Below are 12,080 nucleotides of genomic sequence, written 5' to 3'. Positions count from 1 at the left end.
GTGCTGATCTCGTTTTCCTTGCGCAATTGGTTGAAGTGGTGATCGGCGTATAGTACAGTAGTGAACATTCCGGATACGACGGGATATTGCCTTCCGGATGAGCATGGTTTGAAAATCAAATACATTTTCGAGAATGTTTCAAACATTCATAAAGCAGTTATTTCCATTCACTGCCATAATGATCTTGGACTTGCGACTGCAAATTCGATTGCCGGAATAAGCCAGGGAGCGCGACAGGTTGAGGTTACGATCAATGGAATTGGTGAAAGAGCTGGAAACACGTCTTTGGAAGAAGTTGTAATGGCTTTGACGGTCCACAAAGAACTTGGTTTGGAAACGGGCGTTAATACGCAATTCATTTATCCGACCAGTCAGTTGGTTTCGAAAATGATGCGTACTGCCGGTTTAGGCGAATAAGGCAATTGTGGGAAGGAATGCGTTTGCACATTCCTCCGGAATTCACCAGGATGGTTTCTTAAAACACCAGTTGACTTACGAAATAATGAACCCGCAGGATGTGGGCGTGGACAAGTCGGACATTGTTTTGACAGCCCGTAGCGGTAGACATGCTTTGAAGCACCGCCTCGAATTACTTGGATTTAGCTTCGACAAGCCAGCATTGGACGAATTGTATACAAGCATCCCTTGAAGTAGCCGATTTGAAGAAGGAAGTGAATGATGCGGATCCGGTAGATTTGGCCAGAACGGCGATCCCAGTGGAATAATTAGAAAATCATTAAAAAGCATAACCCATTGAATCTGAATTTGATGTTTTAAAGAATTATTTGTAACATTACATATTCAATAACATCCATCAGATTGCAAAAAGCCCTCGGTGATTCTGACTAAGGGCTTTTTTCTTGTTATAGGATAATGGTTCGATTGCCGTGGATAAACACGCGATCATTGAAAACCAGCTTCAACGCCTTCGACAATATCTTTTCCGTATCCCTTCCCAATGTAGCCATATCCGATGCAGTTTGCCTGTGATCGACAGATTTTACGTCCTGTGCAATGATCGGTCCTTCGTCTAAATCGTTGTTTACAAAATGAGCCGTGGCCCCGATAAATTTGACACCGCGCTCGTAAGCCTGTCGGTAAGGATTCGCGCCGATGAACGCAGGAAGGTAGGAATGGTGAATGTTAATGATCTTGTCCGGGAATTGATTCACAAAATTTGGCGTGATCACCCGCATATATTTGGCGATAATGATATTCCGGCCGGTAAATGTCCAGGGTTCTTAAAATCGCTTCCTCATGCTCTTCCCGCGAGCGGTTTTCGTGCGAAATGAAGTGAAATGGAATGCCAAATTTACCAACCAGCGGCTGTAATGTGTTATAGTTGCTGATCACGGCCAGAATGGTCGCATCCAGTTCATCAAAAGCATATCTTATCAGCAATTCGCCTAGACAATGGTGCTCCTTGGTGACCATAAGCACAATGTCTTTCTTCTTTTTGGGGTTAATGCGCAGGTTAAGGCCTGCGGGCAGATCCGTCTTCAAAACTTCCATCAGTTTGTCAATATCCGTTTCACCCTCAAACTCCGTCCGCATAAAGAAATATTTGGAGGGGCTTACATATTCGTCATTGCGTATAATGTTCTGATTATGAGCAAAAAGTATGCGGGTAACCTGATAAATCAAGCCCTTGTGATCAGGGCCGTCCATCAATAGGATATGTCTTTGAATCATTCGTTTTAAACTAAATGGACTTAAAATTAATATTTAACCCGTTATCTTTTCCAAAGGTCGCGGTAACTAATCGCCCTCCACGCCTGTTTCAATGATTGACAAAGATATTTACCAAAAATGGCAGAAGAACTAATAGTCCCCACAAGCACAGACAGAGCGACCGTTTACAAAGCCCTGTTTCCACAAATTGAAGCATTAGTAACAACCGAAAGCGACCTCATCGCCAATCTGGCCAATGTTGCCGCGGCGTTGAAGGAAGCATTCGGCTTCTTTTGGGTTGGATTTTATATCGTAAAAGAAGGCCAATTAGTGCTCGGGCCATTTCAGGGCCCGATCGCCTGCACGCGGATTACATTCGACAAGGGTGTTTGCGGAGCCAGTTACACCCCCAGAAAAAGATATTAATCGTGCCCGACGTTGAAGAATTTCCAGGACATATTGCCTGCAATTCCGCTTCTAAGTCAGAAATCGTTTTACCCGTTTTTCACCGCAATGGAACAGTTGCGATGGTGCTGGATGTCGATAGTGATGAATTGAATGATTTCAGTGAAGTCGATGCCGAAGAACTGGGCAAGATCATCAGACTTATTGAGCGAAAACTATAATTGATTTAAAGCAAAAAAGCCCTGCTACGGTCTTGTAACAGGGCTTTTTGTATGGTCTTTGGCCTAGTTCAAAGAAAACATCGGCAATCTCAGGGCAACAACATTGTTGAACATGAGTTTGGAAATTTTTGGATCCATATAATCAATCAGCGGGAATTCTGACACGAGTGACATTACTTCAAACTCGCTGTCTGCTCTTACCACGCACCAGGCTTGGAGCAAATCTTCCGAAAGGGCATAGGACATCAGCCGTCCCTGCTCCATCATTTCATTAATCTTTTTTCTTTGAGCAGGTATTTTCGCTGTAAAATCTTCCGACATAACAGCCGGAAGTTGAATTTCAACCATGTATTGGCTCATTGGTGATAGAAGTTAGGTGTACAGAAATACCTTAGCGTTTACTTCACTACTAATAAAAGGATATGCGGTTCTGATTAGTTCCTGCACGTAATGTACTAAACATTGTATAAAAACCTTTTCCTCTTTTTCCAACCATTTCAACTTATAATGTGTCAAACCAATTACGAATTGCCGGTTACACAATTGCGCAATGCGAAAGCCATAACGCAGTATTCAATTTATCTTTGGGATAGTGGTGCTGATATTGAGTAACAAACCGAACGAAGCACCCCTAAACTTCGGATGACCTTTAACGAACAGGAATTAGTGCAAGGCTGCAAGCAGCGCAACCGCATTGCCCAGAAAAAAACTCTATGAGATTTTTGGGGGTAAGCTGTTCGCTATATGCCTGCGTTACACGAAGAACAGGGCGGATGCGGAGGATGTTTTACAGGATGCTTTTATCAAGATTTATGAGAATATAGATTCATTCAGGAACGATAGCCCATTGGAATACTGGCTCCGTTCTGTTGTAGTGAACACCGCATTGAATCATCTGAGGCAGCAGAAACATTTAAAAGACCTGGATGACATTGATTTACACCATAATGGCATTGCTGATAAGGAAGTAACATTGGGGGATTTTCAGTTGAGACAGCTTATGGAACTGGTTCAGGAGCTGCCCACCGGATGTCAGACAATATTTAACCTGTATGCCATAGAAGGTTATCAGCACAATGAAATAGCCCAAAAGTTGGGGATATCGGAAGGAACCTCAAAGTCGCAATATGCGCGTGCAAGAGGACTTCTGCAACAGAAATTGAACAAAGAAAAAAGATTTAATGATGGATCCGTCCGAGATAAACAACTTTGAAGATCAGTGGCGAAAGGCTTTGAAAGAAGCCTCCGAAGCTCCTCCTCAATCCGTTTGGGAGGGCATTGAGGCGCGTCTTGATCAGCAGGAAGACAAAGGAATATTGCCGCTCTGGTGGCAGAATTCTAAAATATGGTATGCAGCTGCGTCCATTGCCGCGCTTTTATTGGTAGGAGGCGGAATTTGGTATTCCAATTCTGGCTTGAAAGGAAATAAAGCGAACGTGGAAGTTGCAGTTAAGGAAAACGCAAACGCCCCTGTTTCGCCTGAAAACGAGCCGCTGAAAAGCGATCCAGTAGTAAGTGCTGATGTTAAGAAAGAAGCGCTGGCATTGGAAGAAACAGAAGCAACGTCAAAAGCAGTTCGTAAGCCTGAAATTAGCAAGCAAAATGAAGCCTTAGCATTCGAGAAGGCATCAAGAAGCGCTTCGGATGCACGGAGAAATAGCACATTAAGGTCTGATAACAAAGGATCCGTTTCAGCTGCAAAAGAATCTGCTGTTGAGCAAAATCATGACGTTAACAATGTTGCGAAAGTTGATAAACCCGTAACTGCTCCGATCGACAATGAGAAAAGCAATGTTTCCGTAGCCTCGGAAATTGAAGAACGCACGATTGCCCAGGCACCAGCAGTTTCGGCGGAGTCGGAAATGACTGTGGCGCAGCTTTCGGCTTTGCCTTACAGCGATTTGGATGTTCACATGCAGAAGCGCTACGTTTTCTTCCGCCCTGATGTAATAAAAGAAGAAGTTGCTGCGCCTACCAAAAACAAAGAATATTATGCAGCAGTGAGCCTTATGCCCGCGTCTTTTAACCCTAATCTGACCGTTAAAGAAGCTCCGCAGGCGTTTTCAAATCAAGGTTTGTCGATGAGGAAAGCGGTTTCCGGCAGCAGCGAATCGGGCTCTTCCTATGCAGTGCAAACCCAGGGCGGCGTGAAACTTTTCAAACACTGGTCGCTTGAAATGGGAGTAAGTTATCTAAAAGGAAATTCAAGTTACGAAGGCGGCGGATATGTGTTGAGCGCCTTCAATAACCGCTCGGCTAATGTCCTGGAAAATGCACTTGCGGACCTTGCGCCTTCGCCTAACAACGCTTATCAGGACAAAAACGGCTTTTTCGCCAATAATGGAGCGCTTTACATTGATGTTGCCAAAACGGTCAGCAACAATTATCAATATTTGCAATTGCCCGTTCAGGCAGGATTTACACTTTTCCCCGAGAAAAAGCTAAGCTATTCTGTTTTAGGCGGAATGATGGCGAATTTCTTTCTGAGCAATGACTTGGAATCTGCTTCCGGCGAGATCATCACGACCAAAGCGAGCGACGAAATTTACCGAAGCATGAACTGGGCCGCAACAACCGGACTTCGTTTCAATTACAGGCTTTCGCAAAGATGGAATGCCAATCTGACCGGATCCTATCAGCAGTCGGTAACATCTGGTTTCAGGTCCAATCAAAGTCTCGAATCACGGCCGCAATTGTATGGTGTTTCGTGGGGAATGCGCTATTCTTTTTGAAATAAATCCAATTTGGTTCCAACCATTTTTCCATCTGATGAATCTAGTTTAATGTAGATTCTGGAAATCTATTAGCCATGAACAAGATATTTTAAAGAAATCAAAAATAAAAAATGCCGGTAGTCCTGGCATTTTCGGTGCGTTATCGTCCGGAGGCCTTGCTTTCGGACGATTTTGTTTTCAGGGTTACAACCATTTTCCGAAGCGTTGTGTCATGGAGTTAACTAAGTATAAATGTAATTATTACTTGACTCTTTACCCTAATCCTATGAAAACCAAACTTCTACAACTGCTCATCCTTTTTGCTGCTACGGCGTTTTGGTCATGCAATGATCAATGTAAAAGAAGACACGCGCTTCCAGACGATTTACCAATGTGACGCGCTCGTTGATGGAGTTGCGTACACAGGTTGCCAAACAGTCGCCAAGGGCGATGGAGCGGCCCGGGAAAATGTATGTCAAGGGTGATTATTTGTTTGTAAATGAGGTTAAGGAAGGCATTCACATCATCAATAACAAAGACAAGTCACATCCTGAATTTCTACTCAATTCATCAAAATCCCTGGCAATGGTGACGTGGCGGTCCGGGACAATATTTTATATGCAGACAGCTTTTCGGATCTCGTTGCATTGGACATTAGCGACCCGCTAAATCCGGTCGAATTGAACCGGGTTAAGAATGTTTTCAAAAGCGGTGTTTTTGACGGCGGTTTTTGGTCATTAAATGAGCTGACAGGCGCGATTAATGACCCAGGACGTTCACTTTGTAACTGAAACTGTAACGGTCAATTGTGAACAAGACATTATGCCAAGTCCCTGGTGGAACTGGGGCTTTTTAGCGGACCGCGCTGCAGCGTCGAGCTTCTCATCCGGAGCGGCTTCGTCAGCTCCTAAGGCTGCCGGCAGCAGTGGCCAGGCGGGGTCAATGGCGCGCTTTGCGTTGTATCAAAACTTCCTGGTACACTGTTGGACCAACAGACCTGCATTTATTTAACATTACAAATCCATCCAAACCAAAGGATTTCGCGGTTGTAAGCATCGGAACCGGCATTGAAACCATTTTTCCTTACGAAGACAAGCTGTTCGTTGGCTCTTCAACCGGCATGTTCATTTACGACAACAGCAATCCCGCAGCGCCCAAACAGCTTGCTGTGTTCCAGCATGGCCGCGCCTGCGATCCGGTTGTGGTGCATGATGACATTGCATATGTGACGCTGCGCACGGGAACAGCTTGCCAGGGAACGCAAAATCAGCTCGATCTGGTGGATATCAGCAACCCGTCTTCGCCTCAGCTCATCAAGAGTTATCAAATGGAAAATCCGCACGGATTAAGCATTGATTTTCCAGCGCTGTATCTCTGCGAAGGCGACAAGGGACTGAAAAGTTTTTGACGTGAAGGACAAGTTTGCAGTGGACCAAAATCAAATCTGGCGCATTTCAAAGACATGGATGCTAGACCACGTGATTTCATTGGGGAAAAACATTGTTACTGATCGGTAAAGATGGTTTTTATCAATATGATGCGAGCAATCCGCGGGACATCAGGCTGCTTAGCAAAATTCCTGTTGGTAAGGCTATTTAAGCAACATTCATCGTCAAAAACCTCCTGATGAAAACAACATTTCTTACTCTGATTATATGCTTGCTTTTGCTCAGCAGAGCGCAGGCGCAAAATCACGTTCCGCTGAAATACGTGAACCATACCGAGCTTGGCGGGCTGCTCGGCAGGATCAAATATCCCAACCTGAACAATGTCAATATGGATGTGGTGGAAAACCGGTTGAGTGTGACTTTACAAACATTCAACGGCGTGAAGCTGAGCGACAGGCTGGCGGCGGGTGTTACAGTTGGGATGGATTGGTATAAAACCGCCCTTCTAACACCCATTTCCGGTGGAATCAGATATGATTTTACAAAAAAAGGAAATGTGAAATTGTTCGGCACGGCGGATGCGGGTTACGGATTCGCCTGGTTTCAGGAAGATTCGGAAGGTTTTGATACAAAAGGCGGATTAATGCTAAATCCAGGCATCGGACTCCGGATCGGAAAGCCGGGTGAGGCTGCATTTACGCTGACAATGACTTATAAAAGACAGGAAGCGCACATCACTAAAACGCCGCTCTGGGATCAGGTTAAGCGCTTTGAAGACCGGGTTTACAACCGGCTGGCTGTGCGGTTAGGAATTAGCTTTTAAAAAATTTGGAAAATGATGATTAATGTCGGGCCTGAGATTTTGCTTTGGGCCTGACATTATTTTTATGTTCAAATGCCTCAATTTCTTTCAAAAACATCGCTTCCCCGCGGTGATACCAGTTCCGGAATTTTGGTGATTGGTCTAAATGTTTTGGTAAATAGTCAAGCATAACCGAGAGGTCAAAAGTTTTGGAAGTAACTCCCGCTCCTGAAATTACGCCATCCATGGCATTGCATTCCTGCTCAAAATGATTGGGAACTGGCACCATCATCACCGGTTTACCCAAATACATCGCCTCACAAACAGATTCAAAACCCGCCGTTGTTACCAATGCTTTGCAGCTGGCCAGCATGCGCAGATACTTTTCGCTGTTAATGCGATGGAAAGTTAATGTTTCGTCATAATCAAACACTTCGGAAACATCGTGATTGTCCCAAAAACAATGCAGCCTCACGTCTGGGTGTTGCAGGTGCCAGCTGATAATCTGCTTGCTCAGGCTGTGGTGCGTCATGTACACCAGTATAAAATCCTCCTTAGTCGGTGTCGTTTTCAAAATCTCGCGTCGCAGCAATGGCGGCACAACGGTAATTTTCAGATCGTTTCTCGATTCAATTTCCCGGAATGAAAGCGCAAGCCGCTTTTTTGAAAACCAGGAAGTGAGTTTGGAATTAAAGTTGATAATCAGCTGATTAAGCTTGCTATCTTTTGGAAAAATAAATTTCGGATGCAGCAAAAGATATTGGTGCGCAATGCAAACCATCGGAATTTTGGAGCGATAAAGCGCATTGTAAAGACCGCTGTAAGTCTCGTAAAAACTCACAATCAGGTCCGGCTGCAAGCGCTCAATGGTTTGGTTAATAAGGCTTAGCCCAGCCAAATATTTGGAGCAATTGCGGAAGAGACTGTAAACTGTTGCGCCGAGGTTAATGCCCTCAGCCTGTGGATTATAAACAATGTTAGGAGCGGAGAAATGGTAAACCGGTGCACCGATCTGCTCCTCAAAGAATGTGGGAATAATGCGGCCTTCTGACGCACCAACCATTGCCGCAATGACCTCGTGACCTGCGCCGCGTAAAATCTGACTCAGCGAAATGGCTTGTGTCAAATGCCCGCGCCCTTCTCCCTGCACCAGAAATACGATTTTCATAAATATCGTTGGTTTTTAACCGGGAAGCCTGAAAACGCCACCTGCTTTTCAATGTTGGCAGGGAAATTCTCGATTCTGGATGTGCTATCGCCTTTTTTGTTAGCCGATTTCTCTTGCACAGCATGTTGATCGTAATAAAGCAAACTCCAATTTCCGTCAAAATCTTCCACCAATGCGCTTAATGTTTCCACCCAGTCACCCGAATTCATGTACATGATTCCATCGATCTCGCGGATGGCAGGATGGTGAATATGGCCGCAAATTACGCCGTCACAGTTTCTGGATTTGGCAAGTTCGGTCAGCTTTTCTTCAAAATCGGTCATGTAATTGACAGCCATTTTAACCGACTGCTTCACGCGCTGCGACAATGAATAATAGGATAAGCCCCTCCAGGCACGATAACGATTGTAAAGCTTATTTACCCAAAGCAAAAATGTATAGCCCATGTCACCGAGGTAAGCGAGCCATTTCAGGTGTGTGGTTATGGAATCGAAAACGTCGCCGTGTGTAATATAATAGCGTTGTGCGCCGGAGTTGAGAATGTAATCTTTCCGGATTTGAAAATGCTTTCCAAGGCGCAACGGAATGATCTGGTCGAGGAAATCGTCGTGGTTTCCGCGGATATAAATCACCTTCGTCTTGTTCTCCTCGATCATTTTCAGCACACGCTTGAAAAACATGGTGTGCTTACGCTTCCAGACACCATATTTTTTGAGCTGCCAGGCGTCGATAATGTCGCCATTTAAGATCAGCTTTTTGCAGGAATAGCTTTTCAAAAAGTTGGTAACCTCTTCCGCCTTCGAGCCGCCTGCGCCCAGATGTAGGTCAGAAATGATAATTGTTCGAAAATGAGTTGTCTCTCCCATGTTACAAATATTCTCATTTAACATTAACTGCATGTTACTGGCAGGTTATCAGATGATTAAGAAATACTTGAAATGGGTGACAAAAAATTTGTAGAATTAGCTTTATGTTATTAGCGGTGACTTTTAATTATAGAAAGAATACTTTTTTTATATTTGTTTGAACAATTCATAAGTTATGAAACAACTTTTACTGCTCTTAATCTTCTGCGCTCCCACTGTTTTTGGCCAAAAAATACATTTGCCGCATGAAGTCGAAAAGGTCGCTGAACCCGCAGGCGGATATGCTTATATGAGCCAGTTTATCGCGTCCAATGTGCAGATCCCATTTCTGAGTGCTGTTAAAGGAATCAATGGGCGGGTTTATGTGAAAAGGCGTTGTCGAGCCAGACGGAAGCATGTCGCAATTGGAAGTTTCAAAAGGTCTGGATTCGCTTACAAATAAGGAGGCGATCCGCATGATGAGCCTTTACAAAGCCTGGAAACCGGCAATGTTAAAGGGTGAAAAAGTCAGACAATCCGTAATTTATCCGATCGCATTCAAAGCTCCTGCAACACCAAACTTTGACAGCACAAAGTTCGCTTTGGTTGACTATTTTGATAGTCAGTACAGGCCTGAAACCGACCCGAAAAAATATGAATACAGAAGCATAATGCCGCTGAATGAGCAGGGTTACATCAAAGCCGATGTGATTTATGAACAGTTGAGGGGCGGAAAATGGAAAGAAGTTGCACGTGTTCCTTTTCAAAAACAGGAGCTTTGGTACAAAGGCGAACAGTTGCCTGATGGTGTTGATTCCGTAAAAACATATTTGATAAGTGCGAGAGACGACAATAATGCAAGCCACACTTCCGAAGCCATATTTCAGACAAATGGAAAACTGCTGGCTTACACGGAATACGGACCGAATAACAAGTCCTCATTGATAAAAAATTACGATCTGAACGGACTGCTCAGGAATTTGCGGGTAATGTCAGACAGCACAACTTTGCACTTGTCCTGGTTTGACAATGGGCAGGTCAAAACCGTTACGGAGCTTCCCGCGAAAGCCAATGAATTTAGTGAAGAATTATATGTCAATGCCTGGGATCGGGAAGGCAATCAAGTCGTTAAAGACGGAGACGGTTACTGGAAATCTTCAAACAGAATACAAGACGGGCCTTTACTTTGGGAAGAAGGAGCTGTTTCATCAGGGCGGAAAGAGGGGAAATGGACCGGCAAATGGTCGGATAGCACATTGCATTACGTGGAAGTTTATCAAAGAGGAATACTGACAGAAGGAACTGCATTTGAAAATGGCCAAAAGCGCACTTACGATAAGGCCGTGATCAATCCACAGTTTAAAGGAGGCATCAATAAATTTTACAGATTCCTTGCAGAAAACATTCAATATCCGTCTGAGGCTGCCAGAAGAGGTGTCCGTGGAAGAGTATTTTTGTCATTCGTGGTTTGCGAAGACGGCACAATGTGCGATTACAAAATTTTGAGCGGCGTAAGCTTCGGATTAAATGATGAAGCGCTGCGGGTGGTCAAAAAAATGAATGGAATGTGGGAGCCCGGCGTTTTGCGCGGAAAAGTGGTTCCTGTCAAATACAATCTTCCAATCAACTTCGAGCTGCGGTAAATAGTTATAAAAACCACTTATCCAATTCCAAAGCCGGTCAAAGGCTTTGGAATTTTTTTATCCCAAAATCAACAGAATTCCGATTGTGATTTGATAATATTGTGATATCATTTTACTATCAAAAATATGACCATGAATGAGAAAGAATTACGTTCAATGTCGGGCTATTTGCTCTTTGTAGTTGGACTGCTTTTGCTGTTTGGTGGAGTTGGTTATGGGCTTAACACAGGCGATCCGCTGGTGGGCGGGCTGCCTTTTATAACAGGTTTTATCGTGCTGATCGGACTTACGGTCATTAATCCGAATGAAGCAGTTGTGACCACTTTTTTTGGAGATTACATGGGCACAATGAAACAAAATGGCCTTCGCTGGGTGAATCCGTTATTTCGCCGCAAAAAAATGAGCCTGCGCGCCAGAAACCTCAATGGCCAGAAGCTAAAAGTGAATGACAAACTCGGTAACCCTATCGAAATTGCAGCAGTTGTGGTTTGGCGTGTTGGCGATACGGCAAAAGCTTCGTTCGAAGTTGATGATTATGTAAAATATGTCGAAATCCAGTCAGAAGCTGCGGTAAGGCATTTGGCAGGCGTCTACGCGTATGACACAATGGAAGATGAAGATCTGCAGATCCAGGAAGTGACATTGCGGGACGGCAGCGGAAAAATCAACGAAATGCTCGAAGCCGAGCTGACAGAACGTTTGAGCCGCGCAGGCATCGACGTGCTCGAATCGCGGATCAGTCACCTGGCTTATGCGCCCGAAATTGCCGGGGCAATGTTGCAGCGCCAGCAAGCATCGGCCGTCGTGGCAGCACGTCGCCAAATTGTGAATGGCGCCGTTGGAATGGTGGATATGGCCCTGTCAATGTTATCTGAAAAAGGCATTGTGGAGCTGGACGAAGAACGTAAGGCAGCCATGGTCAGCAACTTACTGGTTGTGCTTTGTGGTGAAAAAGCCGCCACTCCGATTTTGAACGCGGGCACTTTGTATCCATAATATGGCAGAGAAAAAAGCATTTGTCTTACGCGTGAATCCTGATATGCTCAAAGAACTCGAAGCCTGGGCACAGCAGGATTTTCGCAGTTTGAATGGCCAGATCGAATTTTTGCTCAGCGAAGCACTCAAAAGGCAGAAGCGCGCTAAGGGAAAGGATCAAAAATCAGATGGTTCTGATCAAATATATTAAGTTTGTGTAACTTAGTTGTCCTACTATCTAATTTCTA

Annotated in this window: 12 protein-coding genes and 4 pseudogenes; 11 read left to right on the top strand and 5 right to left on the bottom strand. The window is 44.5% G+C overall.

Annotated features, from left to right (window positions below):
* A pseudogene (locus tag AC0IYG_RS23830) lies at positions 1-725 on the top strand (homocitrate synthase/isopropylmalate synthase family protein); the annotation flags it as partial.
* A 138-nt stretch (positions 726-863) separates the two neighbouring features.
* On the opposite strand, the pseudogene purU reads toward AC0IYG_RS23830, so the two are convergent.
* Positions 864-1,668 (bottom strand): annotated as a pseudogene (gene purU / locus AC0IYG_RS23825) (formyltetrahydrofolate deformylase).
* A gap of 141 nt (positions 1,669-1,809) precedes the next feature.
* Between purU and AC0IYG_RS23820 the strand changes: the two are divergent.
* Positions 1,810-2,297, top strand: a pseudogene (locus AC0IYG_RS23820) (GAF domain-containing protein).
* Positions 2,298-2,360: 63 nt separating this feature from the next.
* Here the strand turns inward: AC0IYG_RS23820 and AC0IYG_RS23815 are convergent.
* Positions 2,361-2,657, bottom strand: a complete 297-nt coding sequence (locus tag AC0IYG_RS23815) for a muconolactone Delta-isomerase family protein (RefSeq protein WP_471713557.1) — start codon at positions 2,655-2,657, stop codon at positions 2,361-2,363.
* A gap of 282 nt (positions 2,658-2,939) precedes the next feature.
* Here AC0IYG_RS23815 and AC0IYG_RS23810 point away from each other — a divergent pair.
* A pseudogene (locus AC0IYG_RS23810) lies at positions 2,940-3,510 on the top strand (RNA polymerase sigma factor).
* Positions 3,479-5,029 (top strand): outer membrane beta-barrel protein, encoded by a 1,551-nt coding sequence (locus tag AC0IYG_RS23805; RefSeq protein WP_471713556.1) that lies wholly within the window; start codon positions 3,479-3,481, stop codon positions 5,027-5,029. The pseudogene AC0IYG_RS23810 and the gene AC0IYG_RS23805 overlap by 32 nt, the downstream one beginning before the upstream one ends.
* Before the next feature lie 308 nt (positions 5,030-5,337).
* Here the strand turns inward: AC0IYG_RS23805 and AC0IYG_RS23800 are convergent, their stop codons facing one another.
* On the bottom strand, positions 5,338-5,490 hold the full coding sequence (locus AC0IYG_RS23800) for a hypothetical protein (protein ID WP_471713555.1): 153 nt from the start codon (positions 5,488-5,490) through the stop codon (positions 5,338-5,340).
* Positions 5,491-5,604: 114 nt separating this feature from the next.
* On the opposite strand from AC0IYG_RS23800, the gene AC0IYG_RS23795 reads away from it, so the two are divergent.
* From AC0IYG_RS23795 to AC0IYG_RS23785, 3 genes are all read left to right on the top strand, one after another.
* Complete coding sequence (locus tag AC0IYG_RS23795) at positions 5,605-5,802, top strand: hypothetical protein (protein WP_471713554.1); 198 nt, start codon at positions 5,605-5,607, stop codon at positions 5,800-5,802.
* A 161-nt stretch (positions 5,803-5,963) separates the two neighbouring features.
* Entirely contained in the window at positions 5,964-6,419 is a 456-nt protein-coding gene (locus tag AC0IYG_RS23790) for an LVIVD repeat-containing protein (protein ID WP_471713553.1), read from the top strand.
* Positions 6,420-6,637: 218 nt separating this feature from the next.
* Positions 6,638-7,222, top strand: a complete 585-nt coding sequence (locus AC0IYG_RS23785) for a hypothetical protein (protein WP_471713552.1) — start codon at positions 6,638-6,640, stop codon at positions 7,220-7,222.
* Positions 7,223-7,241: 19 nt separating this feature from the next.
* On the opposite strand, the gene AC0IYG_RS23780 is transcribed toward AC0IYG_RS23785, so the two are convergent.
* Both AC0IYG_RS23780 and AC0IYG_RS23775 read right to left on the bottom strand, forming a co-directional pair.
* Positions 7,242-8,369 carry a glycosyltransferase family protein gene (locus tag AC0IYG_RS23780; RefSeq protein WP_471713551.1) on the bottom strand — a complete coding sequence of 376 codons (1,128 nt, stop codon included), beginning with the start codon at positions 8,367-8,369 and terminating at the stop codon, positions 7,242-7,244.
* Positions 8,366-9,235 (bottom strand): UDP-2,3-diacylglucosamine diphosphatase, encoded by an 870-nt coding sequence (locus tag AC0IYG_RS23775; RefSeq protein ID WP_471713550.1) that lies wholly within the window; start codon positions 9,233-9,235, stop codon positions 8,366-8,368. The genes AC0IYG_RS23780 and AC0IYG_RS23775 overlap by 4 nt, the downstream gene beginning before the upstream one ends.
* Before the next feature lie 175 nt (positions 9,236-9,410).
* On the opposite strand from AC0IYG_RS23775, the gene AC0IYG_RS23770 reads away from it, so the two are divergent.
* From AC0IYG_RS23770 to AC0IYG_RS23755, 4 genes are all read left to right on the top strand, one after another.
* The gene (locus AC0IYG_RS23770) at positions 9,411-9,677 is read left to right on the top strand and encodes a hypothetical protein (RefSeq protein WP_471713549.1); all 267 of its coding nucleotides are present in this window, start codon (positions 9,411-9,413) and stop codon (positions 9,675-9,677) included.
* The gene (locus tag AC0IYG_RS23765) at positions 9,631-10,857 is read left to right on the top strand and encodes an energy transducer TonB (protein ID WP_471713548.1); all 1,227 of its coding nucleotides are present in this window, start codon (positions 9,631-9,633) and stop codon (positions 10,855-10,857) included. Before AC0IYG_RS23770 ends, AC0IYG_RS23765 begins: the two co-directional genes overlap by 47 nt.
* A 132-nt stretch (positions 10,858-10,989) precedes the next feature.
* Positions 10,990-11,853, top strand: coding sequence for an SPFH domain-containing protein (locus tag AC0IYG_RS23760; protein WP_471713547.1), 864 nt, complete (start codon positions 10,990-10,992; stop codon positions 11,851-11,853).
* 1 nt (position 11,854) lies between these two features.
* Positions 11,855-12,043, top strand: a complete 189-nt coding sequence (locus AC0IYG_RS23755) for a type II toxin-antitoxin system antitoxin (RefSeq protein ID WP_471713546.1) — start codon at positions 11,855-11,857, stop codon at positions 12,041-12,043.
* The last annotated feature ends 37 nt before the right edge of the window (positions 12,044-12,080 follow it).

It is taken from the genome of Dyadobacter sp. AC419 (genome assembly GCF_979253085.1).
Note: the sequence above shows the minus strand (reverse complement) of the source record. Positions and strands in the feature narration are given on the sequence as shown.

Coding starts and splice junctions, on each gene's coding strand:
- AC0IYG_RS23815 (WP_471713557.1), bottom strand. CDS start 2,657: ATGAGCCAATACATGGTTGAAATTCAACTTCCGGCTGTTATGTCGGAA.
- AC0IYG_RS23805 (WP_471713556.1), top strand. CDS start 3,479: ATGATGGATCCGTCCGAGATAAACAACTTTGAAGATCAGTGGCGAAAG.
- AC0IYG_RS23785 (WP_471713552.1), top strand. CDS start 6,638: ATGAAAACAACATTTCTTACTCTGATTATATGCTTGCTTTTGCTCAGC.
- AC0IYG_RS23780 (WP_471713551.1), bottom strand. CDS start 8,369: ATGAAAATCGTATTTCTGGTGCAGGGAGAAGGGCGCGGGCATTTGACA.
- AC0IYG_RS23775 (WP_471713550.1), bottom strand. CDS start 9,235: ATGGGAGAGACAACTCATTTTCGAACAATTATCATTTCTGACCTACAT.
- AC0IYG_RS23770 (WP_471713549.1), top strand. CDS start 9,411: ATGAAACAACTTTTACTGCTCTTAATCTTCTGCGCTCCCACTGTTTTT.
- AC0IYG_RS23765 (WP_471713548.1), top strand. CDS start 9,631: ATGTCGCAATTGGAAGTTTCAAAAGGTCTGGATTCGCTTACAAATAAG.
- AC0IYG_RS23760 (WP_471713547.1), top strand. CDS start 10,990: ATGAATGAGAAAGAATTACGTTCAATGTCGGGCTATTTGCTCTTTGTA.
- AC0IYG_RS23755 (WP_471713546.1), top strand. CDS start 11,855: ATGGCAGAGAAAAAAGCATTTGTCTTACGCGTGAATCCTGATATGCTC.